Source organism: Blautia fusiformis (assembly GCF_020686995.1).
GTDB classification, from domain to species: Bacteria; Bacillota; Clostridia; order Lachnospirales; family Lachnospiraceae; genus Blautia_A; species Blautia_A fusiformis.
This window is the reverse complement of sequence record NZ_JAJEPT010000017.1, coordinates 23,378-44,729: the sequence shown is the minus strand read 5'-3', so window position 1 is coordinate 44,729 and position 21,352 is coordinate 23,378. Positions and strand designations below refer to the sequence as shown.

The following is a 21,352-nucleotide window of genomic DNA, read 5'->3' as shown; positions in this document are numbered from 1 at the left end:
ATTCCTCCTCCACAAATACCGGTTTTCTTAATTCGACAAACCGGTATTGCTCAATCGTTTTTCTCCGTTAGGAGAATATACAATCCATAAATAAAAAGAACAAGGAATAAAACCGTAGGAATCAATAATCCATTTTCTAAAATACTTATAATCATTCTTCCAGGTGGCGTTACCCATGCAGTTGCTGGATTTTGCATTGCCGCTATTATCATTCCTACAATACCAACAACACTACTTAATGTTAAAAAACCACCTTTTATATTTCTACTCATAATCATTACCTCCTCGTTAAATACCGATTTATCTCTTACATTTTATCATATTCTATCCCAAAACTCTATTCTTAGATTGCCAAAGAGCAGCCTTCCGACTGCTCTTTCTGGCTCCCCAGGCAAGTCTTTCGTGAATACTTCCTGTTGGCATTTGCTCCATTTGTCGCTTTTCTTCTAATGCCTTCTGCTCCTGTATATCCTGTTGTACCGCATCATCTACAGCATTTTCTCCAAGAACACGCACTACCCGGTCATATCTATCAGAAACATCCTGCAATTGTTGTTTTTCATCAAATAACTGCTCTTTTTCTTCACGCACTGCATCTAACTCTCTTTGTATTTGGTTATATGCTTGCTTTGTTTTCTGATATTTGTGTTTCCATTTTTCTACTTCTTCGGCAAGTTCTTTAACCTGTGCAGCCATCGCAGCAATTTTATTTTTCACCTGAGTAAACAGTGGTTTTATTTTCTTATCCCGGTAGGTTGTTGCACGTTCCAATGCACCAGCTTCTGGAAGTAGAGTTTTCACTGTTCCATATTCCTTTATTTCTTTGCTGACATTATCCATTACCGGCTGTAACCGTTCTCTGCGTTCTTCCAGGCTATGCAGATCTTTCTCGGCTTTTTCCGCACGCTTCTCAGCTTCCTCTTTATCTTTAACTGCCTGCTCCTTGTCATCTTTTAAAAGCTGGATATTGTGGAAACAATTCGTCTGAAACTACAATATCATCGTGATCCAAAACGTGCTGAACAGATCAAACAGATCAAAGGCTGGTAAAAAATTACTCCTGTGAATAGCAAACATTCGCAGGAGTTTTTTGGCACCGTTTTGGCACCGCTGGTCTTATTTTTCAATTTTAAATTTATCTTTACTTAGTCTTATTGATAAATTTCCTTTAATCTCCGCATTGAAAATTCATAGATGATTTTACTTTCCACCCAACAGAAAAACCCCGGAAACCTTACGGTTCCGGGGTATCTTACGTTTGGACACAATGTACCTTGCGGTACTCAATATATATTAAATTAGGATGTTATACTAATTAACGATTACTCGATGATTGTAGCAACACGTCCTGATCCTACAGTACGTCCACCTTCACGGATAGCAAATGTAAGACCCTGGCTCATAGCGATCGGATGAATCAGCTCGATTGTCATCTCGATGTTATCTCCAGGCATGCACATCTCTGTTCCCTCTGGAAGGTTGCAAACACCTGTTACGTCTGTTGTTCTGAAATAGAACTGCGGACGATAGTTGTTGAAGAATGGTGTATGACGGCCACCCTCGTCTTTAGTCAGAACGTAAACCTGAGCTGTGAATTTTGTATGGCATGTAAGTGTTCCTGGTTTAGCAAGAACCTGTCCACGCTCGATCTCGTTTCTCTGAACACCACGAAGAAGTGCTCCGATGTTATCACCAGCCTGAGCCTCATCAAGAAGTTTACGGAACATCTCGATACCAGTTACAACAACTTTACGAGTCTCCTCTTTGATACCAACGATCTCAACTTCCTCAGATACGTGAAGAACACCAGCCTCAACTCTACCAGTTGCAACTGTACCACGTCCTGTGATGGAGAATACGTCCTCTACAGGCATTACGAACGGTTTATCTGTGTCACGCTGTGGGTCCGGAATGTACTCATCAACAGCATCCATAAGCTCCATGATCTTGTCTCCCCATGGGCCAGCCGGATCCTCAAGAGCTTTAAGAGCAGAACCCTGGATAACCGGAATGTCATCTCCTGGGAAGTCATACTCGGAAAGAAGATCACGGATCTCCATCTCTACGAGCTCAAGAAGCTCCTCATCGTCTACCATATCACATTTGTTCATGAATACAACGATGTAAGGAACACCTACCTGACGGGAAAGAAGGATATGCTCTTTAGTCTGAGCCATAACACCGTCTGTAGCAGCAACAACAAGGATAGCACCATCCATCTGAGCTGCACCTGTGATCATGTTCTTAACGTAGTCAGCATGTCCTGGGCAGTCAACGTGTGCGTAATGTCTACGCTCTGTCTGATACTCAACGTGAGCTGTAGAAATTGTGATACCACGCTCTCTTTCCTCTGGAGCTTTATCGATATCCTCAAAGTTCTCTACTACGTTTCCTGGAACTCTCTCTGCAAGAACTTTAGTGATAGCTGCTGTTAATGTTGTTTTACCATGGTCAACGTGTCCGATGGTACCAATGTTACAATGCGGTTTTGTTCTCTCAAACTTAGCCTTTGCCATTTTAAAATGTCCTCCTTAAAACTTGGCTCTATCAAAATTAGAGCATTTTTTCAGATTTAAACTTGCTAACCTTGATTATATTGCAAACCAAGGTTATTTGCAAGCATTTTATTATTTTATATCAGATCAGTCCTTTTTGGAAAGGATCTTCTCCTGTACAGACTTCGGAACCTGCTCATATTTCTCGAAGAACATAGAGTAGTTACCACGTCCCTGTGTTCTGGAACGAAGGTCTGTAGCATATCCGAACATCTCGGAAAGCGGAACATATCCACGGATCATCTTACCGCCGCCGATATCTTCCATACCCTCGATACGTCCACGACGGGAGTTGATATCACCGATAACGTCACCCATGTAATCCTCTGGTGTAGTAACTTCGACCTTCATGATTGGCTCAAGAAGAATCGGAGCTGCTTTCTGCATAGCATCCTTGAATGCAAGAGAACCTGCAATGTGGAATGCCATCTCAGAAGAATCGACTTCATGGTAAGAACCATCGTATACATTTGCATGTACACCAACTACCGGGAATCCTCCGAGGATACCAGCTTTCATAGCTTCCTCGATACCTTCGCCAACTGCCGGGATGTATTCCTTCGGAATAGCACCACCAACAACTGTGGACTCGAACTTGTACAGCTCTTCTCCGTTGGCATCCATAGGCTCGAATTTAACTTTACAGTGACCATACTGTCCACGACCACCAGACTGTTTAGCATACTTGCTGTCTACATCAACAGACTTGGTGATTGTCTCTTTGTAAGCAACCTGAGGTGCACCAACGTTAGCCTCAACCTTGAACTCACGAAGAAGACGGTCAACGATGATATCCAGGTGAAGCTCACCCATACCAGCGATAATGGTCTGTCCTGTTTCCTGATCTGTATGAGCACGGAATGTCGGGTCCTCCTCAGCAAGCTTAGCAAGTGCCTCACCAAGTTTGCCCTGTCCAGCTTTTGTCTTAGGCTCGATCGCGAGCTCAATAACTGGCTCCGGGAACTCCATGGACTCAAGGATTACCGGATGCTGCTCGTCACAGATTGTATCACCTGTTGTAGTGAATTTGAATCCGATCGCTGCAGCGATATCACCGGAGTAAACCTTATCCAGCTCCATACGTTTGTTAGCGTGCATCTGAAGGATACGTCCAACACGCTCTTTTTTATCTTTTGTGGCATTCAGTACATAAGAACCGGAGTTCATTGTTCCTGAATAAACACGGAAATAAGCAAGTTTTCCTACGAATGGGTCAGTCATGATCTTGAATGCAAGAGCGGAGAACGGCTCATCATCAGATGAATGTCTCTCAACTTCGTTGCCGTCAAGGTCAACACCCTTGATAGCCGGGATATCTGTAGGAGCCGGCATGTACTCAAGGATTGCGTCCAGAAGCTTCTGAACACCTTTGTTTCTGTAAGCGGAACCGCAGCAAACCGGTACTGCTGTACACTCACATGTAGCTTTTCTGAGGACAGCTTTCAGTCTGTCTACAGAAGGCTCATCTCCCTCAAGATACTCCATCATGAGGTCATCATCCAGCTCGCAGATCTTCTCGATCAGCTCTGTATGATAAAGTTCTGCATCTTCCTGCATATCCTCCGGGATATCAACGATAGAGATATCGTCGCCCTTGTCATCATTGTAGATGTATGCTTTCATCTCGAAAAGGTCGATGATTCCTTTGAAGTCATCCTCTTTTCCGATCGGAAGCTGAAGGCAGATAGCGTTTTTACCAAGACGAGTCTTGATCTGCTCTACTGCACCGTAGAAGTTTGCACCAAGGATATCCATCTTATTGATGAATGCCATACGAGGTACATTGTAGGTATCAGCCTGACGCCATACGTTCTCTGACTGCGGCTCAACACCACCCTTAGCACAGAAAACGCCGACAGCACCATCAAGTACACGAAGGGAACGCTCAACCTCAACAGTGAAGTCTACGTGTCCTGGTGTATCAATGATGTTGATACGATGCTCAAGAGCACCTGGCTTTGGTTTGCAGTTCTCCTCAAGAGTCCAGTGACATGTTGTAGCAGCGGATGTGATTGTGATACCACGCTCCTGCTCCTGCTCCATCCAGTCCATTGTCGCTGTACCTTCATGAGTATCACCGATCTTGTAGTTAACACCTGTGTAATAAAGAATACGCTCTGTAAGAGTTGTTTTACCAGCATCGATATGCGCCATGATACCGATATTTCTGGTTCTCTCTAATGGATATTCTCTTCCTTCTTTTCCAGCCAATGAATTTTCCTCCTCGAATTAGAAGCGATAGTGAGCAAATGCTTTATTTGCCTCAGCCATCTTGTGCATGTCTTCTTTTCTCTTAACGGATGCACCTGTGTTGTTCATTGCGTCCAGAAGCTCATTAGCCAGTCTTTCTTCCATTGTCTTCTCGCCTCTCTTACGTGAGAACATTGTAAGCCAACGAAGAGCAAGTGCCTGACGTCTGTCTGCTCTTACCTCGATCGGAACCTGATAAGTAGCACCACCGATACGTCTTGCTTTTACCTCGAGAACTGGCATGATGTTGTTCATAGCCTCTTCAAATACTTCAATTGCTGGTTTACCAGCTTTTTCCTCTACTCTGGTGAATGCACCGTATACAATTTTCTGAGCAACACCTTTCTTACCGTCTAACATAATGTTATTGATAAGCTTGGTAACCACTTTGTTATTGTACATCGGGTCAGCCAGAACGTCTCTTTTCTGAGTATGTCCTTTACGTGGCACGTTACTTCCCTCCTTAATCATATTGATTATATCATCGGTACTCACGCAGTAAAACTATTGCATGTTCGCACTGGTAAGGTCCTATATTTAACCCGCAACCGACAGGGTATATGGAATACCGTACAAATCTTTATAGTCTTCCGCTGTAATACATTAGATGAATAATATCTTTGTAATCCTCCTGATTATCTGCAATCAGGAAGCGGCGTAGATTTCTGATCTACAAAAATTATTTTTTAACTTTAGGTCTCTTAGCTCCGTATTTGGAACGAGCCTGTTTTCTGTTAGCGACACCTGCGGTATCAAGAGTACCTCTGATGATGTGGTATCTTGTACCAGGTAAGTCCTTAACTCTTCCTCCACGGATAAGAACAACGCTATGCTCCTGAAGGTTGTGACCCTCTCCTGGAATATAACTTGTTACCTCGATACCGTTGGAAAGACGAACTCTGGCGATCTTTCTAAGAGCTGAGTTAGGCTTTTTAGGAGTAGCTGTTTTAACAGCAGTACAAACACCACGTTTCTGTGGAGCAGCCTGATCAACTGCTTTCTTTCTTAAAGAGTTGTATGTTTTCTGCAGAGCCGGTGCTGTAGATTTCTTAACAGCTGTCTGACGGCCCTTTCTTACTAACTGGTTGAATGTTGGCATTCCATTTCACCTCCCGATTTATTTCTCCATGGGCTTTCCCATGGGGCCTTGCGGTTGCTATTTACAAATTACGGCATGCGAAAATATAACGTTTCATTCGCACGCTTGCTCATTATAGACCGTAAATACAGGGCTTGTCAAGGTGTTTTATAAAGAATTTTTGCTGATTTTACAGGGGTTTTACACGGTTTTCTCCATAGATGTCACAACCCTGCGAAAATGACGGTTTTACCTCCATGGTCTGGCCTTTTCTGTCCACCCGTGTTCCTTCCAGTAAGCCACATCCACTTCATTCCATCCACTTTTTACAAGCTTACGCATCACCTCGAAATATGTTTTGGTCTTCAACACCGGTTTTACATGGCCATAGTTCTTACGGATTTTTTCTGCCAGCTTATCGGTCGCTTTCTCAATCTCCGCCATCTTTTCCGGAGAAATTGATTTATAATTTATGGCATGAACGGCAGTACCGTACCTGTATATCTTTCCCATTCCCCAGAAAAACATACTGTCTGCCATATCTTTGTTGGTCCATTTCGTTCCGGCACCTGCTGCGGTAGAAATACAGACTCCCTGTTTGGAAAACATATCCGGGTTTGGCCTGTGCAGCATCCATCGGTAGCCATAGTGATCCAGCCATGCTTTCATGGAACCGGTACAGTGATAAACATATACCGGACTTGTAAGAATGATCACATCTGCGCTGTCAATGGCATCTGTCAGCGGTTTCAGTTCTTTATAATATGGGCAAAGCTTCTCATCCTTCACAATACACTGGTTACATCCAATGCAGAAATGCCCGAAATCTTTTGGCAGAAAAAACTCTGTCACTTCTCCACCCAGCTTGTCTGCCAGCATTTTTCCTATATGATAAGTAGAACCTTTATGGTTCTGCCCATGCACCATTGTGATCTTCATAAATCCCATCCCCCATTTTTACAGCTCCGTCATCTCTATCCTGCCTGATCACGATCTCTTTACAACGATCCTCTGTAACTTTCAGTTTCTCTCCACGGATATATTCCCGGAAACTGTCCTTAAAAGAGACGCCGCTCCGAAAATCTCCGCATTCTCTTCCGTATATCCTTCTTCTTTTTCCATCCAGCGGTCCACGATCTTCTGGGCTTCCTTCAGCCTTCCTCCTGCGATCCAGGTATAGATCAGCGCCGTTGCAGCTGTAGGATCATCTTCATCCTGCAGGTACCATTCCCGGCAGAAATCACCGGCCTCTTCTTTTTTGTCCAGGGACAGCATCGATGACGCCAGACGAAATCTCAGATCCGCCGGAGATTCCTCTTTCCACGCAAAAAGATCCAGAAGCTTTCTGCAGACTTTTTCCATCTGAGCCTGGTCCTCTTCCTGTTCCAGTGTTTCCAGATAATCATTGATCCATATTTTCAGATCAAAAGAAAACCCTTCCATGCCGCTGAGGCAAAAAAGCTCCGGTGCAAAATTGTGCTTTTCCCTGCGTCCGCTCTCAACGATTTTCATCAAAGTATCAAACGCCTGATTCCACGCCGTCACATCTCCATCATCCCGCACCATACTTTCGTAAGACTGTATCATCTGCGCTTCCAGTTTTTTCCACAGTTTTTCCATGGCCTTTCCTTTCTGTACTGCAGCATCTCCTGCAGGTTCAAAGCCGCCGGCTCCCGCAAGCCGGAAACGGCCTTTTTATCCGGTTATGGCCTCCGCTCCTTCCTGGAAGTATAGCACGTCTTTTTCCGCCTTTCCACTACAATCTGGGAAATTCCCAGGATCATAACCATTAATATAGAAAGAACTGCTCCCTGTTTTAATCCCGGGGTGCTATATCTCATAACGATCTCATGACTGCCTTTGGAAAGCTTTATGCCTGTAAGTCCCTGAATACTTACTGCCTGTACTTTTTTTCCATCCACAAATATCTGCATATCCGGATCATAAAAGCTTCGTATCAGCAATATCCCATCCTGTTTCACAGATATACTGCCTTTCCCGTCGGAAAGATCTGTCTGCTGGGACGAAAGCTTCCGGTAGATCTCATCCAGATCCGATTCCTGATAGGTTCCCAGAACTGCCTCTTCCATGCCACAGTCTGCCGTTACCCGCACTGTGGTATCCGACTGACAGGTTCCAAGATCCAGAAAATTATTGTTCCAGTAATCCGATGTCTGGCTCTGCCCGTTAATGGTCACATTCTCCGGCTCCGTCCCCGGAATATAGAGATATCCATGCTCTCCTTTTTTCAACCGCACTGTAAAAACCGCTCTTCCGGCCAGCAGGGAATCTGAATTTATCGTCTGCATTTTGTACAGTCTTTTTCCCACGATCCCGCTGAGAAGCCGGTTTTGCACTTCCAGCGGATCCGTTCCTTCCATGGCATAATCCGCTACAGAATCGTTTATCATATATGCCCCTTTCAATGCCCGGGGATTCTCATACAGATCAAAGGATGCACTTTCGCCGATCTTTTCATATGCCGTATGCAGCGTTCTTGTATTTCTACAAAGAAGATACCGGATTCCCAGCAGCATGTCCATCACCTCGGTAGCTCCCGCATACTGATAACGATTTTCCAGATTTTCAAATCCCATGTTTCGGACAAAATCCCACATTTCTTCTGTATTCGTGGAAGAATACATGGAGATTCCGTTCAGCTGGTACAGCATTTCCTCATTTCGAACAAGGGGATTTACAATGGCCGACCGGTAGTTTACCTGATCCGCCCCTGTCTTTTTCATAAGACTGGTCACTTCCCTGTCACTTTCCGCATAAACATCACGGTTGGCAGTTCCGTTGTCTGTGATACTGAAAACACCATGGATTCCGGTTTCCGCAAGTATCATTACGGCCAAGACCAGAGATACGATCTTCCTGATTTCCACACGTCCCAACGGATGTGACGGAAGTTTTCCACAAAGAAAACTGCCCGTCCACACCGGAAGAAAAAATGCCGCGATCCCTCCGTCTGTAAGAAGGGTTCCCAACCCTTTTCCGCTTTTCAGCCCTACAACAGTACAAAATATCTCTGCCAGGATAAATCCTGCCAAAATCCTCTTCCCGCTTTCCTTCTCCAGTTTTCCCCAGGCATCACAGCTTATTTTCAAAAGCAGAAAGATGAGAATAAACGCAAAACGATTGGGAATCCCCACCGGTTTGTGCATTCCGTGAAACAACAGATTCAGCGCTGTGATATGAAAGCCTGCAAAATACAGAAGAGCCATTGCCCCTAACATGATCTTTTCTGTCCTGCGGATCTCTTTGTTCAGGAAATAGATTCCTGCAAAAAGAAGCACCGCACATCCGCAGTAAAGGTTTACATCTCCCTGCTCCCCGGATTTTACAAAAGACATGGAATCTTCCATCAATGCGCCAAGCTGTTTCCAGATATCTCCGTAGACACCCTGAAGGCCGGTTCCCGCTTCTGCCGCAGCCGGTGTCCGGGATACTGCAACGATTCCCGGGATCAGCGTGATTCCTGCAAGGCCGGCTCCGCCAATGGAGGCTCCGGCAAATTTCAGCAGAGAATGTGGGATCTTCTCCGGGCGTTTCTCCTTTTCCAGAATAATCATTTGTACCACATAATACAGAGCCGCAAAGGTGCACAGCATAAATCCCATGTAATAGCTTGTCAGGATACCATACCCCAGAACAAGGCAGTACCCTTTCCACTTTCCGGTATTTACCAGCCGTTCAATAAGATATGCCAGAACCGGCAGGAGCATGATACAGTCCAGCCACATCACATTGCTGTAATATCCCATCAGAAAATTGGACAGTGCATACATACACCCCACAGAAACTGCCATGCAGTCTTTACCTGGATATTTTTTCCCGGCATACCATGCCATGGATACGCTGCACAGCCCCACCTTGATCAGAATCACTGCCGTTACGGCCTCGTTCACGTACATAAATTTCATGAACAAAAGTACCAGTAAACTGAACGGGCTGCAGAGATAATAGCAGAACAGTCCGTAGAAATTATACCCCATGGCATGTGCGGACCAGGTCCATCCCCCTCCCTTTCCAAGCTGCTCTGAAAGTTCCCTGTAAAAGGCTGTATACTGATGGACTCCATCTACCACCAGCGCCGAATTTTCTCCAAAAGGATAAACGCCTTTCAGTGCAAAGCCCAGCGTAAAGATCAGCACCGGAAACAGAAATGCCAGAAGATAGATTCCCCCTCTGTTTCCCTTTTTTTTATTTTTTTCCGCTTTCTGTATTCTTATTGGTCTCATTTCATTTCCTCGTCTGTCTGCAGCAGCTTCAGGCATTTCTTTTTCGTCGTTTTTTCTGATCCTCTGTATTCTGTAAATCGAACATCTGCGTCTTACTTTATCACATGCTCATAAACCTGAGCATTTTTACAAAACAGATCATAACATGTTTCCTACTGTATCATGTTTTTGTGAAATTACTGCGAATTTTTTCAGAGTAAAAGAAAAAAGCTGCCACATCCTTGGAGACACAGAAACTCCGCCGATGTAACAGCTTCTTTCTGAAGGAATCTATGTACGCTGATCCACAGATTTCTTCATGGGTGTAATTATTAACTTTATGTGATGAGTTTTTTAGTTCCCGGCCTGTATGATACGGATATTCACATATCCTGAGGTGGCTGTTTACAGGTTAAGAACTATTATGGGTATATGATAGCATGGTCATATACATTTGTAAAATTAATATTTCGTGTTTATAATATAGGACTTTTTAATATTTACCAGATGGATAAAAGTATCTGCCACACGGTAAAATTCTGTTTTTATAAAACGGTATAGCCTCTGGATTTCAGGCAGGCTCTCACTTCCATAATATCCTCGGTATGGAATACCATGATCGGCTTGCCGGAATCACGGTTAAAGGAGAGGTACAGATAATCCACGCTCACATTACTGTCCTTCAGTGTAAGAAGCAGATCGTTCAGATTTCCGGTCTTATCCTCAACCTCCACTCCGATCACCTCGATCACGTGGCAGAGATATCCTGCAGCGATCAGAGCCTCCATTGCCTTATCCGGCTCCGAAACTACCATTCGTACGATTCCGTACTCTGCGCTGTCATTGGTTACAGAGCCCAGAATGTTGATATCCTCGTTCTTCAGGATACCGGTAATGTTCTGCATAACACCCTTTTTATTTTCTGCATAGATGGATAACTGTTTCAGCATGATAAAATCCTCTCTTTCCTATGTGCTTTATTTTGCTGTTCTATCGTATGATAAATCTTCGCACATCTTATCAGGTATGTCAACCAGAGCAAGCCGGATAATAACACAGACATTCATATTTTAGTTTACCCGGCTCCTTGACACTGATATTTTATGATCAACATTTAACCCGGCCCGCCTGTTCACCGCATGTGAGCATGGAGATATTTTTCCCGGGTAGCGATACCTCCCCGGATATGTCGCTCCTGCTTGTTTACATCCAGTACCTTGCGAACTTCTATGGCCAGAGCCGGATTGATCACTTTCAGGCGTTCTACGCAATCCTTATGTACCGTACTCTTACTGATCCCGAATTTCTTAGCTGCCTGCCGCACCGTAGCCTTTGTTTCAACAATATATCCTGCGATCTCAACTGCACGTTCTTCAATATAATCCTTCACTGCCAAGCCCCCGAAGACGCTTTTTTACAGTGTATGCGGAGGCTTTTTCAGGTATGAGCCCTATTCTGTGCAAAGCTCCTTATAATAATTTAATTCTTTTTCGCCTGCTTATAAAGCACAAGACAGACGATCACAAACACAACCGTAATCGCTACGGTAAGCGGAAGGATCATAGAAGAGCCCGCCCCAAGCAGAAGGCCAAATCCCTGTCTCAGCGTCAGGATTCCAAAGATGGAAAAAATAACAAATGCAACTATATTGAGGATTCCCTCCGGTGCCTTGCTTTTCAGAAGATATCCGATCAGAAGTCCGATCACATCCGCTGCAAAAAGTCCCAGTGAACAGGCAAGCCATACCACAACCGCTGAACTCAGTCCCTCATTGGCACCAAATGTAATTGCGGTAAGCTGTGTCTTATCCCCCAGCTCCGCAACAAAAAATGTACAGAATACAGACAGCGGTGCAAATTTGATCTTGCGATCCTTAACATTCTCCTCCTCATCATCGCCACCCTTCAGCGTTGTCACCGCAAAAAACAGGAACGCTGCACCTGCGATCAGACGGATCAGCCAGGTAGGGACCACGGTACTGATAATACCTCCTGCAAGCACTGCCAGTCCGTTGAGCACCAGGACAGCAACACCGGTTCCAAGCAAAATATCCTTCAGCTTAAACCTGGAAGTCATTGCCACCAGCATCAGCTGTGTTTTGTCACCCATTTCCGCAATAAACTGGGTAAAAAGCACTTTCATAAATAACAGCATTTTTCTTCTCCTTTGCATATTCATCCGCTCTGGAGCCATAAAAAAAGACCCACGTATACTCTATCTCTGTAACAGAAATAAAATATACATGAGTCTCATTCTTTAAGATTTGCCAGGTGCATGCACCAGTATGTTGACAAACCACGTCTACACGCGAATTACTCCCTCACGGAATTGATTTTCGTCATTGTAGCAAAGTTGAGAAATTTTGTCAAGAGCATTAGAAAGCTCCGCCTGTGCTGTACAAGAGAACCGGCGATTCATGCCGACACCACTAAAAATCCCTGCCTGCACCGCCACCGCCGAAGCTTCCTCCGTCTCCGGAGCTTCCGCTGTCGTAGCTGTCATAATCATCATCTCTGTCATCGTCATTACCAGAACTTCCGCCGCTGCTTTTTCCCCCTCTTCCCAGGATCCAGCTCAGCGGAAACAGGGAATTAAAGAGCCGGTGCAGTACATTCATACGGCTGAAATTCTTTTTCCAGTAGTCTGCGGTATCCTTTCCCGACAATTTCATTATCAGGCCCTTCAGAACCAGAACCATAGTTACGATAAGAAATACAGGCAGCATCACGCACAGCAGATATGCGCCCACCATGAGCAAAACGATCATCACAAGCCCCAGCGCGATCTCCCAGACAGTTCCCTCATCCTCATCGTCGTCCACATCCTGCTGCACCTTCTCATACCTGGGAGCTGTTATCTTCTCCAGGCCGTATTCCTCACGGATCTCATTTAGCAGTGCATAATAAAGCTCCACGGTACCTTTTTCAAACTGATTGTCTTTATAGGAAGGAACTGCATATTCATCCAGAAGTCGTCCGGTCTTTGAATCAGGCAGCTTTCCCTCAAGACCGTAGCCAACAGATACCCAAACTTTACGGTCCGAAACCGAAAGGACGATCAGGACACCATTATTTTTCTTCTTTGAACCAATTCCCCATTTGCGGCCGGTTTCCACTGCATAATCACTGATGTCTTCCCCATCGGTGGTATCCACGGTAAGGACAACCAGCTGCGCTGTGGTATCCTCATACAGCTGCTCACCAGCCTTGCAAAGCTCTTCCTTCCAGGTATCGCTGAAAACCCCTGCATAATCATTAACATAGAATTCTTTTGTGGCAGACGGGATCTTCCCGAAAGCTGCCAGCGTACTTCCGGACAGCGTCAATACAAAAGCCAGCAGCACAGCCATCCGTCCGATCCATTTTTTCATAGGATATTCTCCCTCTATCCGTTCTTTCATTTCATCAGAACAATGGTCTGATCTTATCACTCTGCCAGCATATCCCCTACATCCGGCGTATCTGCTGCTGAATCATCGGCCTCAAAATACGACGCCTTCTCAAAGCCAAGCATGGAACCAAATACATTCCCTGGGAATTTCACAAGCCTTGTGTTATAAGCTTTCACAGCCTCATTATAATCTTTTCTCGCTACAGAGATCCGGTTTTCGCTTCCGGACAGTTCATCCATCAGGCCCACATAAGTAGTATCACTTTTCAGTTCCGGATAATTTTCCACCACAACCTTCAGACCGGAAAGTGCACTGTCCATCTGCTGATCTGCCTCAGATTTCTCTTCCACGGTATCTGCATTCATCAGCTGGTCCCGCGCCTCCAGAACCCTGTCAACAACCCCCGTCTCATGCTTCGTGTAACTTTTTACCGTGCTGACGAGATTCGGGATCAGATCTGCACGTCTCTGCAGCATGGTATCCACATCAGCCTCTGCTGTTTCCACAGCTTCTTTACTTCCGGCAAGCCCGTTGTAACTGAGCATAAGTCCTCCAGCAAGGACCACGATCACTGCAATAACAGCCAAAAATACTTTCTTCATCTCTTTTCCTCCCTTCCGATATCACAGATAACCTTTCAGCCTGCAATACAGGATTTTTTATATCCCCATTGTACCAGAGCATACAGGATTCCACCAGAAAAACTCACCTTTTCGATCAGAATTTTTCTGCCATTTCCATAAGTCCCTGATATATTTTTTCGGAAAGCGGAATGGAAACACCAAGTTTCTTCGCTTCTTTCACAATATAGCCGCTGAAGGTTTCCAGCTCCGTCTGTTTTCTCCGGATGCGAAAATCTCTCTGCAGGGAGCTGGTTGCATTATCTGCATGTACATGGCGGAATTTATGGATCACCTCATTGATGTGCTCATCCGTCAGCGCAACCCCCTTGGCCTGACCTACACTGGCAGCTTCCCATACAAGCTTTTCATACTGCTGCGCTTTCACCGGATCTCTGCGGAGCTCCCCGATGGTATTATCATAAAAAGCAGTCATCACATTAAAGGCACAGTTGAGGATATACTTTCTCCAGATCTCCACCTCAATATCCCCCTGATCCTTATAGTCAATATCCGCACCTTTCAGGATCCCTGCCACTTCTGCAACTTTCTTCTGCTGCCGTTCATCCGCATCTTTGATTCCAATACAAAGCCACGTAAACGTATCCTGCTGGGAAATGGAAAAATCCTCATTGGCAAAAGCCACCGTATAGATCAGCGAATCCACAACCGTTCCCTTACCAACCAGACGGCGGATGTTTTCTCCCGGGTCCACACCATTCATCACAGGAATGATCACGGTGTCATCCGTGACCATGTCCCGGATACTTTCGCACACCTCAGCCAGAGAATAATTTTTTACACAGATAAAAATATAATCCTGCTGTCCCATATCCTGAATTGGAACTACCCGCTCTGGCTTTGCCACGATCTCACCCTTATAATCACTGTGGAGCACCAGGCCTTTTTTCCGGATGCTCTCTGCCCTGGCGCCACGTGCAACCATCGTCACATGCGGATACGCCTTCGCCAGCAGCCCGGCTATGTAACCACCAACACCACCAATTCCGATCACTGCGATCTTTTTCTCTTCTGTATTCATATTTTCTGTTTCCTTTCCTGCTGTTTCTCCCTGAAAACTTACCCGCCCCGGGAAAAATGTGGATATTCACGGTCCACATTGACAAACAGCATGGATATTCACAATCCGCATTCGCTACCTGCTCATTGTATCAAATATTCCCATACATTTCCAGAAAGCAATTTTCAATAATATCCTGTTCAAAAAATATAGAAAAATACAGAAACTTTTTATCCCGTCTTTTTTTGTCCCGGATTCTGGTGTATACTGGATATAAATTTTTTACGAAAAAAACAAAAATGTGAGGTGACAAAAATGGATACCAAACCCGTTTTTCACGGAAGTGATATAGAAAAGATCTGCAGCTACTACAATCTGAAAAAAGAAAACATCGTCAAATTCGGTGCAAATGTCAATCCTCTGGGACTTTCCCCAAAAGCCGGCAGAGCCATTGCAGAACACGTGGATATCCTTTCCTCCTACCCGGACAGAGAATACACATCCCTTCGGAATACGATTTCCAGCTACTGCAATATTCCCGCTGATTTCATCCTTCCGGGAAACGGCTCCAGTGAGCTGATCTCCCTTCTGATCCAGGAGCGTGCCCCGAAGCATACTCTGATCCTTGGACCTACCTATTCTGAATACTCCAGAGAGCTCTCTTTCTCCGGAAGTACCCAGGAATACTACCACCTTCAGGAAAGCAATGATTTCGAGCCGGACATTCCGGATCTCTGCCGGAAGCTAGAGCAGGGCTATGATTTTCTCATCCTCTGCAACCCCAACAATCCGACCTCCTCTGCCATCACCCAGGAAGAGCTTCGCAGACTTATCGGTTTCTGTGCAGAAAAAAATATCTTCGTGATGATCGACGAAACCTATGTGGAATTTGCCCCGGATATCAACGCCATCACCGCAGTTCCGCTGACACGGGAATTCACCAATCTCATGGTACTCCGCGGCGTATCCAAATTCTTCGCTGCTCCCGGAATGCGCCTGGGCTACGGCATCACCGGAAATATGGACTTTCTTGCAAAAATGCGCGAAAAACAGACACCATGGTCACTTAACAGCCTTGGTGCCTTTGCAGGAGAGATCATGCTGCAGGATGAAGATTATATTAAAGAAACCAGAAATCTGATCCTTTCCGAACGCGACCGGATGATCCGGGAGCTGAAGGATACAGATACCTACAAAATCTATCCCGCCTATGCAAACTTTATCCTGCTCCGGATCCTGAAAAACGGACTGACCTCCTATGACGTATTTGAAGCCTGCATCAGACAAGGCATGATGATCCGTGACTGTTCTTCCTTCCAGTGCCTGGACGGGGAATTTGTACGATTCTGTATTATGATGCCGGAGGATAATTCACGGCTTGTTAAAGTGCTGAAATCACTGTAAAAGCTGTACAATACAATCCTGGATTTCCGGATCCCCTGTTTTATGCTTCCGGTGCCTGACAGACATTTCTGTCAGGCATTTTTTTACCTGCATATTTTTCTGCAAGGATCATAGCATCCCTTACTGCTTCGTCGATCCCGTAGCTTCCCTCATGAAACATTCTTCCACCAAAGATAGCCTTCACTTAGGGATTGTAAGAAAAACAGTTTTTGAGTGACGTCTTCAAGCGGTGACAAAAGAAATAACGACCATACAAGAGTAAGAATGCTCCTGTGTGGTCGTTTTCTTATGCTCAAGTACCGAAATGGTATGCGAGGTTATTATTCTTTATTTTTATCTTCACCAAAATATATCATCTTACCAGAAATAGGCTCTCTTTTAGGTTCTATATATTTGGTTCGATATATTTTGCTTCTAAACTCCTCTAGTGATGCATCAATATCGTCAAAGATATTTTGGTATACCAAAGTGTAAGTATAGCCATGTTCAGTTACTTCTTTTGATAGAAAATATTCTTTGTCTAAATCTGATGTTTTTGTTGCACATACCGGAAAGTTTCCCTTCCCGTCTTCTAACAGATTGAAATGATATGCTTCTGTTTTAAACTGGATAACAATCTTTCTGATTTTATCATAGATTGAATCATATGCCTTCTTGCGAATACACTTGTTTGCAAAGATAAAATCTAGATTACCGTAAGCGTTATCCAATGTTCCCAACTCAACTGATGAAGCAAGTTGGTAACCGTTCATACAATGCATAAATGTTTTTTGGTAACCTTCCATTTTTGACTGATACAGTTTTTCCAATTCTTTTTCAACATCTGTATTTTCATCAAATGGAAGAGAAATATTTTCTTCATACCAAGAAATCAGGTTGTCTTTTGCTCTGTGTTGAATTTCTTTGTCTTCAGACAATAGAGAGAACATTTGATTCCACTCATTTGAACGTTCTTCCCCAAATGCTTCTATGATTAAATTAGTTGGAGCATCCATATCAAGATGCTTTATTTTTCTCAATTCTTTTAATATATTAGTTGCCTGAATCCAAAACTCTTCCATAGCTTTATGTCTTTCAACATAATATTCTGTAATGGACATTATGAATCCAAGAACGGCACTACCAAGAAGAGCCATAGAAACATCATAATATATGCAATTACTGTCTTTTCCGATTACAAATGCAGCCACTAAAGCCAACAATGAAACTATTAGAGACATAATCGTTAGCCACTTTTTTGCTTTCATTTACTCACCGCCCTTATTAAGCAACATCTTCAACGCATTACTCTCCGTCACAGCCACAACCTCCTCGCAGCTGATTCCCTTAATCTCCGCAATGGTCTTCACAACCTCCGGCAGATACAGGGAGCTGTTTTTCTTTCCACGGTTCGGCACAGGTGCCATGTAGGGGCAGTCGGTTTCAAGCAGGATCTGATTCAACGGTGCATACTCTGCCACTTCCTTCAGCTTCCGAGAATTCTTAAAAGTAACCACTCCGCCGATTCCAAGATAAAGTCCCATATTCAGATACTCCCTTGCAATCTCCTTACTATAGGAAAAACAATGGATAACTCCGCCATACATCCCATCCTGCATATATTCTTTCACAATATTCAGCGTATCCTCTGCTGCGTCACGGCTGTGGATCATAAATGGGAGCTTTTTCTCACGGGCGATGTCCATCTGCTGGCGGAATACCTTCTGCTGGAGAAGATGCTCCTCCTTCTCCTTATGCCAGTAATAATCCAGGCCGATCTCACCTACGGCTACCGTTTTTTTCATGTCGCAATATCTGCGGATCTCATCCAGCACAGCTGCATCCACCTTATCCGCATCATCCGGATGAACACCCACTGCGCCATAAACAAAAGGATACTTCTCAACCAGATCATAAACCCGGTCAAAATGTCCCACAGAAGCACATACATCCACAATATGCCCGATCCCGCTCTCCTGCATACTATCCAGCATGGCAAAACGATCCTCATCAAAAGCCTCATCATCATAATGTGCATGAGTATCAAAAATCATAGCTTTATCCACAGTCATCTCGTCACCGACGGAAACTTTTCCACCTTTCAGCACTCTTGTAAACACACCTTCCCGGGGCATGATGCACTCACCCATCTTCTGAAAAATAGCACAGCCATTGTGGCACTCTTTTCCGATCTGAGTCAGCTCCAGCACAACCTCACCACAGCGAAATCTGGTGCCAACCGGAAGCTTTGCAAAATCAATCCCTTCCACAACCAGATTCTCACCAAAAGCACCATCCTCGACCTCTGCGCCCTTCGCACGAAACGCATCGATCTTTTCACCGGAAAGAAGACTCACCTGCCGGTGCCACTTTCCGGCATGAGCATCCCCCTCAAGCCCCCAGTCCTCCACAAAAACCGCAGACCCAACATTCTTCTTCTGTGTTCCTTTCTTCTCACTGATACAAACCGCAAGTACTTTTCCCATAGCAAACTCCTATTAATCACACATCATTACCAAATTTATTCCTATATCACACCAGCAATATTGATTTCCAAAACCTACCACATGTAACTCTCAAGCCTCAGGAATTATGAATCGCTGGAGATGAATTTTAATCATAAAACCTACCACATTCAACAACCAGCCCAACGGAGGCAGGGCCAGTGCGGTGACGTTAGCGGAGCGGCCGTCGAGAGGCGAGTATAGCTGCTGCCACCGAGCGCCCTGTTTGAGCCACAGGCGAGTTGGCGCGAATGGCAGCAAACCAGCGACGCAGCCGAACAGGCCGCGCAGCGTGTCACCGTACTGGCCCTGCCTCCGTTGGGCGTCCGTTCGTTAGTCTAAGTATACACCACACACTACCGTCCGCATTCTCCAGCATCGCCGGTCAAAATCTCAATCCCATGCCCCAACGCCTCAATAATAACCTCCAGGCACTCCCTGACAGCCTTAGGACTCCCCGGCAGGTTAACGATCAACGTCCCCTTCCGGATCCCGGCCGTAGCCCGGCTCAGCATCGCCCGCTTCGTGATCGTCAGACTAAACGCCCGCATCGCCTCCGGAATCCCCGGCACACGCCGCTCGATCACATCCTCTGTAGCCTCCGGTGTCACATCCCTCTGAGAAAACCCGGTACCACCCGTAGTCAGGATCAGCTCCGCAAGCCCCAGATCTGCGATCTCAGCCATCCGGCTCCCAAGCATCCCACGGTCATCCGGCAAAACATCCACAGAAACAACCTCATACCCGGCCGCCTCCATAATCTCCTTCACAGCAGGACCACTAAGATCCTCCCGCTCTCCTCTGTACCCCTTATCACTAGAAGTGATCACAGCAACTCTCTTCATCACTCAACCTCCGATCTGAGCCATACAAAGCTTCTCCGTCTTATCATCCTTCTGTCTCTCCAGACCTCCGCCAAAAACATGCCCGTCCGGTTTCTCCGCCAAAGCCTCCAGGATCACAGCCTTCAGCACCTCATCCGAACCACCACTGCGGATCACCTCCCGAAGATCCCTTCCCGCCGCATACTGCAGACAAGTCTTCAAAAAGCCCTGAGAAGTCAGCCGGATCCGGTTACACTCCCCACAGAACTTATGGCTCACCGCGCTGATAAACCCGATCTTTCCGGAAAAACCATCCACATCATAATAATGACACGGTCCATTCCCAAGGGGCTCCCCAACATACGGCGAAAACCGCGGAAGCTTTTCCCCAAGGATCCGAAGCAGTTCCTCCTCCGACACCCCATGAAATTCTTTTCCCATCCCAATGGGCATCATCTCAATAAACCGCACATGCACCCTGTGATCCCTGGCAAAAAGCGCCACCCGGCAAAGATCCTGCTCCGGGATCCCAAGAGGCACACAATTGATCTTCAGTGAAATCTCCGGATACTTCATTGCCTCCGAAATCCCTTCCAGCGTCCGCCCCAGTTCATCCCGCCGCGTGATCCTCCTGCTGCAGGCCTCATCCAGCGTATCCAGGCTGATATTCAATCCGTCCAGCCCCGCCCGGGCAAAATCACTCATCTGATCTTTCAGAAGCACACCATTTGTAGTCAGAGTCACCTTCTCGATCCCCGGCATATTTTTCAGTTTTTCCACCAGCTGAGGCATCCGCGGCCGTACAAGCGGTTCCCCGCCGGTCAGCTTGATCTTCCGGATACCCAGCTCTGCCATCACCCGGCAGATCCTCAAAATTTCCTCTTCCTGCAAAATGAGGGAGCGCTCCACATGTTGCACTCCCTCCTCCGGCATACAATAAATACACCTCAAATTACATCTGTCAGTTACGGAAATCCTGAGATAATCAATATTTCTTCCGCACCTGTCTATCATTATTTTTCCTCAAAACGAAAATCTCCGCTTTTGCCTCCTGTTTTTTCTTCCAGATGGATATCAGACATGACCATATGCTTGTCAATTGCCTTGCACATATCATAAATGGTAAGAAGCGCCACCTGAACACCTGTCAGCGCCTCCATCTCCACGCCTGTTTTTCCCTCTGTTTTTACCGTGCAGAATACACGGATCACTCCCGCATCCTCATCGGTCTCAAAATCCACAGAACACTTCTGGATGGGAAGTGGATGGCACATGGGGATTAGCTCAGAAGTACGCTTCACACCCATGATACCTGCCACACGGGCCACACCAAGTACATCACCCTTTTTCACATTTCCGCTTTTTACCGCGGCCATGATCTCCGGGCTTACCTGAATGGAACCCGTGGCTGTTGCCGTACGGTGAGTGACCGGTTTGTCGGACACATCCACCATAACAGCATTGCCGTTTTTATCAAAATGATTCAATTCCATATCTGTCTAT

General features: G+C 45.5%; 21 protein-coding genes and 1 pseudogene. 1 reads left to right on the top strand and 21 read right to left on the bottom strand.

What is annotated here, in order from left to right:
* Positions 1-50: 50 nt before the first annotated feature.
* From LKD46_RS13810 to LKD46_RS13740, 15 genes are all read right to left on the bottom strand, one after another.
* Complete coding sequence (locus LKD46_RS13810) at positions 51-272, bottom strand: hypothetical protein (protein WP_044960621.1); 222 nt, start codon at positions 270-272, stop codon at positions 51-53.
* 52 nt (positions 273-324) lie between these two features.
* On the bottom strand, positions 325-840 hold the full coding sequence (locus LKD46_RS13805) for a BAR domain-containing protein (RefSeq protein WP_044960623.1): 516 nt from the start codon (positions 838-840) through the stop codon (positions 325-327).
* Between the two features lie 482 nt (positions 841-1,322).
* Positions 1,323-2,516 (bottom strand): elongation factor Tu, encoded by a 1,194-nt coding sequence (tuf, locus tag LKD46_RS13800; protein WP_015526359.1) that lies wholly within the window; start codon positions 2,514-2,516, stop codon positions 1,323-1,325.
* Between the two features lie 126 nt (positions 2,517-2,642).
* The gene (gene fusA, locus LKD46_RS13795) at positions 2,643-4,766 is read right to left on the bottom strand and encodes an elongation factor G (protein ID WP_227574249.1); all 2,124 of its coding nucleotides are present in this window, start codon (positions 4,764-4,766) and stop codon (positions 2,643-2,645) included.
* An 18-nt stretch (positions 4,767-4,784) separates the two neighbouring features.
* Complete coding sequence (rpsG, locus tag LKD46_RS13790) at positions 4,785-5,255, bottom strand: 30S ribosomal protein S7 (protein WP_059086633.1); 471 nt, start codon at positions 5,253-5,255, stop codon at positions 4,785-4,787.
* A 229-nt stretch (positions 5,256-5,484) separates the two neighbouring features.
* The gene (gene rpsL / locus LKD46_RS13785; RefSeq protein WP_015526360.1) at positions 5,485-5,904 is read right to left on the bottom strand and encodes a 30S ribosomal protein S12; all 420 of its coding nucleotides are present in this window, start codon (positions 5,902-5,904) and stop codon (positions 5,485-5,487) included.
* A gap of 228 nt (positions 5,905-6,132) precedes the next feature.
* A complete protein-coding gene (locus LKD46_RS13780; RefSeq protein ID WP_118515190.1) occupies positions 6,133-6,822 on the bottom strand; it encodes a flavodoxin family protein in 690 nt (229 codons plus the stop codon).
* 81 nt (positions 6,823-6,903) lie between these two features.
* Positions 6,904-7,503 carry a hypothetical protein gene (locus LKD46_RS13775; protein ID WP_227574248.1) on the bottom strand — a complete coding sequence of 200 codons (600 nt, stop codon included), beginning with the start codon at positions 7,501-7,503 and terminating at the stop codon, positions 6,904-6,906.
* A gap of 83 nt (positions 7,504-7,586) precedes the next feature.
* Entirely contained in the window at positions 7,587-10,127 is a 2,541-nt protein-coding gene (locus tag LKD46_RS13770; RefSeq protein ID WP_227574247.1) for a YfhO family protein, read from the bottom strand.
* 524 nt (positions 10,128-10,651) lie between these two features.
* On the bottom strand, positions 10,652-11,056 hold the full coding sequence (locus tag LKD46_RS13765; RefSeq protein WP_059086631.1) for a hypothetical protein: 405 nt from the start codon (positions 11,054-11,056) through the stop codon (positions 10,652-10,654).
* A 182-nt stretch (positions 11,057-11,238) separates the two neighbouring features.
* On the bottom strand, positions 11,239-11,496 hold the full coding sequence (gene spoIIID, locus LKD46_RS13760) for a sporulation transcriptional regulator SpoIIID (protein ID WP_021653046.1): 258 nt from the start codon (positions 11,494-11,496) through the stop codon (positions 11,239-11,241).
* An 89-nt stretch (positions 11,497-11,585) separates the two neighbouring features.
* A complete protein-coding gene (locus tag LKD46_RS13755) occupies positions 11,586-12,260 on the bottom strand; it encodes a TMEM165/GDT1 family protein (RefSeq protein WP_227574246.1) in 675 nt (224 codons plus the stop codon).
* Between the two features lie 274 nt (positions 12,261-12,534).
* Positions 12,535-13,476 carry a TPM domain-containing protein gene (locus tag LKD46_RS13750; RefSeq protein WP_227574245.1) on the bottom strand — a complete coding sequence of 314 codons (942 nt, stop codon included), beginning with the start codon at positions 13,474-13,476 and terminating at the stop codon, positions 12,535-12,537.
* 56 nt (positions 13,477-13,532) lie between these two features.
* Positions 13,533-14,099: a LemA family protein gene (locus LKD46_RS13745; protein ID WP_227574244.1), complete on the bottom strand. Its 567-nt coding sequence runs from the start codon at positions 14,097-14,099 to the stop codon at positions 13,533-13,535.
* A gap of 115 nt (positions 14,100-14,214) precedes the next feature.
* The gene (locus LKD46_RS13740) at positions 14,215-15,159 is read right to left on the bottom strand and encodes a ketopantoate reductase family protein (protein WP_227574243.1); all 945 of its coding nucleotides are present in this window, start codon (positions 15,157-15,159) and stop codon (positions 14,215-14,217) included.
* Positions 15,160-15,453: 294 nt separating this feature from the next.
* On the opposite strand from LKD46_RS13740, the gene LKD46_RS13735 reads away from it, so the two are divergent.
* Complete coding sequence (locus LKD46_RS13735; RefSeq protein WP_227574242.1) at positions 15,454-16,542, top strand: pyridoxal phosphate-dependent aminotransferase; 1,089 nt, start codon at positions 15,454-15,456, stop codon at positions 16,540-16,542.
* A gap of 320 nt (positions 16,543-16,862) precedes the next feature.
* Here the strand turns inward: LKD46_RS13735 and LKD46_RS13730 are convergent, their stop codons facing one another.
* From LKD46_RS13730 to moaC, 6 genes and pseudogenes are all read right to left on the bottom strand, one after another.
* On the bottom strand, positions 16,863-17,789 hold the full coding sequence (locus tag LKD46_RS13730; RefSeq protein ID WP_110103080.1) for a hypothetical protein: 927 nt from the start codon (positions 17,787-17,789) through the stop codon (positions 16,863-16,865).
* Positions 17,790-18,575, bottom strand: a complete 786-nt coding sequence (locus LKD46_RS16805; protein WP_255621152.1) for a TatD family hydrolase — start codon at positions 18,573-18,575, stop codon at positions 17,790-17,792.
* A 24-nt stretch (positions 18,576-18,599) separates the two neighbouring features.
* Positions 18,600-19,007 (bottom strand): annotated as a pseudogene (locus tag LKD46_RS16800) (MOSC domain-containing protein); the annotation flags it as partial.
* A 374-nt stretch (positions 19,008-19,381) separates the two neighbouring features.
* Entirely contained in the window at positions 19,382-19,870 is a 489-nt protein-coding gene (locus LKD46_RS13720) for a MogA/MoaB family molybdenum cofactor biosynthesis protein (RefSeq protein ID WP_015526380.1), read from the bottom strand.
* A gap of 3 nt (positions 19,871-19,873) precedes the next feature.
* Positions 19,874-20,863 (bottom strand): GTP 3',8-cyclase MoaA, encoded by a 990-nt coding sequence (moaA, locus tag LKD46_RS13715; RefSeq protein WP_118608948.1) that lies wholly within the window; start codon positions 20,861-20,863, stop codon positions 19,874-19,876.
* Entirely contained in the window at positions 20,863-21,342 is a 480-nt protein-coding gene (gene moaC / locus LKD46_RS13710) for a cyclic pyranopterin monophosphate synthase MoaC (protein ID WP_021653088.1), read from the bottom strand. Before moaC ends, moaA begins: the two co-directional genes overlap by 1 nt.
* Between the last annotated feature and the right edge of the window lie 10 nt (positions 21,343-21,352).

Excerpts from the sequence above, each read along its gene's own strand:
- LKD46_RS13805 (WP_044960623.1), bottom strand. The coding sequence starts at position 840 with ATGGATAATGTCAGCAAAGAAATAAAGGAATATGGAACAGTGAAAACT.
- rpsL (WP_015526360.1), bottom strand. The coding sequence starts at position 5,904 with ATGCCAACATTCAACCAGTTAGTAAGAAAGGGCCGTCAGACAGCTGTT.
- LKD46_RS13755 (WP_227574246.1), bottom strand. The coding sequence starts at position 12,260 with ATGCTGTTATTTATGAAAGTGCTTTTTACCCAGTTTATTGCGGAAATG.
- LKD46_RS13750 (WP_227574245.1), bottom strand. The coding sequence starts at position 13,476 with ATGAAAAAATGGATCGGACGGATGGCTGTGCTGCTGGCTTTTGTATTG.
- tuf (WP_015526359.1), bottom strand. The coding sequence starts at position 2,516 with ATGGCAAAGGCTAAGTTTGAGAGAACAAAACCGCATTGTAACATTGGT.
- LKD46_RS13810 (WP_044960621.1), bottom strand. The coding sequence starts at position 272 with ATGAGTAGAAATATAAAAGGTGGTTTTTTAACATTAAGTAGTGTTGTT.
- LKD46_RS13740 (WP_227574243.1), bottom strand. The coding sequence starts at position 15,159 with ATGAATACAGAAGAGAAAAAGATCGCAGTGATCGGAATTGGTGGTGTT.
- LKD46_RS16805 (WP_255621152.1), bottom strand. The coding sequence starts at position 18,575 with ATGATTTTTGATACTCATGCACATTATGATGATGAGGCTTTTGATGAG.
- LKD46_RS13770 (WP_227574247.1), bottom strand. The coding sequence starts at position 10,127 with ATGAGACCAATAAGAATACAGAAAGCGGAAAAAAATAAAAAAAAGGGA.
- LKD46_RS13775 (WP_227574248.1), bottom strand. The coding sequence starts at position 7,503 with ATGGAAAAACTGTGGAAAAAACTGGAAGCGCAGATGATACAGTCTTAC.
- moaC (WP_021653088.1), bottom strand. The coding sequence starts at position 21,342 with ATGGAATTGAATCATTTTGATAAAAACGGCAATGCTGTTATGGTGGAT.
- moaA (WP_118608948.1), bottom strand. The coding sequence starts at position 20,863 with ATGATAGACAGGTGCGGAAGAAATATTGATTATCTCAGGATTTCCGTA.
- LKD46_RS13730 (WP_110103080.1), bottom strand. The coding sequence starts at position 17,789 with ATGAAAGCAAAAAAGTGGCTAACGATTATGTCTCTAATAGTTTCATTG.
- LKD46_RS13780 (WP_118515190.1), bottom strand. The coding sequence starts at position 6,822 with ATGAAGATCACAATGGTGCATGGGCAGAACCATAAAGGTTCTACTTAT.
- LKD46_RS13745 (WP_227574244.1), bottom strand. The coding sequence starts at position 14,099 with ATGAAGAAAGTATTTTTGGCTGTTATTGCAGTGATCGTGGTCCTTGCT.
- LKD46_RS13735 (WP_227574242.1), top strand. The coding sequence starts at position 15,454 with ATGGATACCAAACCCGTTTTTCACGGAAGTGATATAGAAAAGATCTGC.
- LKD46_RS13720 (WP_015526380.1), bottom strand. The coding sequence starts at position 19,870 with ATGAAGAGAGTTGCTGTGATCACTTCTAGTGATAAGGGGTACAGAGGA.
- LKD46_RS13765 (WP_059086631.1), bottom strand. The coding sequence starts at position 11,056 with ATGCTGAAACAGTTATCCATCTATGCAGAAAATAAAAAGGGTGTTATG.